Here is a 265-nt window from a genome sequence, read left to right as displayed (position 1 = left end):
GGTTTGACCCAATTTTCCAATCTGTTTTTAGAGGAGAATAAAAAGCTGCATAGAATCATCGGAAAGGTCTATGTTTATAATATTCTTGTCATCAACGTTCCTGCCTGCTTTGTATTGGGACTATTTTCAAATGGTGGATTAATCGGGATCACAGGATTTTTAATTCAGGATATTCTTTGGGCTTATTTTACCATTAGGGCAGTGCTTTTCATCAAAAAAGGAAATGTAACTGACCATAAAAGTTATATGATTCTAAGCTATGCCA

Annotated in this window: 1 protein-coding gene; it reads left to right on the top strand. The window is 34.7% G+C overall.

All coding sequences use genetic code 11. From position 1 onward, the window contains the following. A partial coding sequence (locus tag SB689_RS23345; RefSeq protein ID WP_410694430.1) for a DUF2306 domain-containing protein occupies positions 1 to 265 on the top strand: 265 nt, incomplete at both ends.

Origin of the sequence: Chryseobacterium sp. SIMBA_038, assembly GCF_046535115.1 — a bacterium.
Classification (GTDB): Bacteria; Bacteroidota; Bacteroidia; order Flavobacteriales; family Weeksellaceae; genus Chryseobacterium.
Note: the sequence above shows the minus strand (reverse complement) of the source record. Positions and strands in the feature narration are given on the sequence as shown.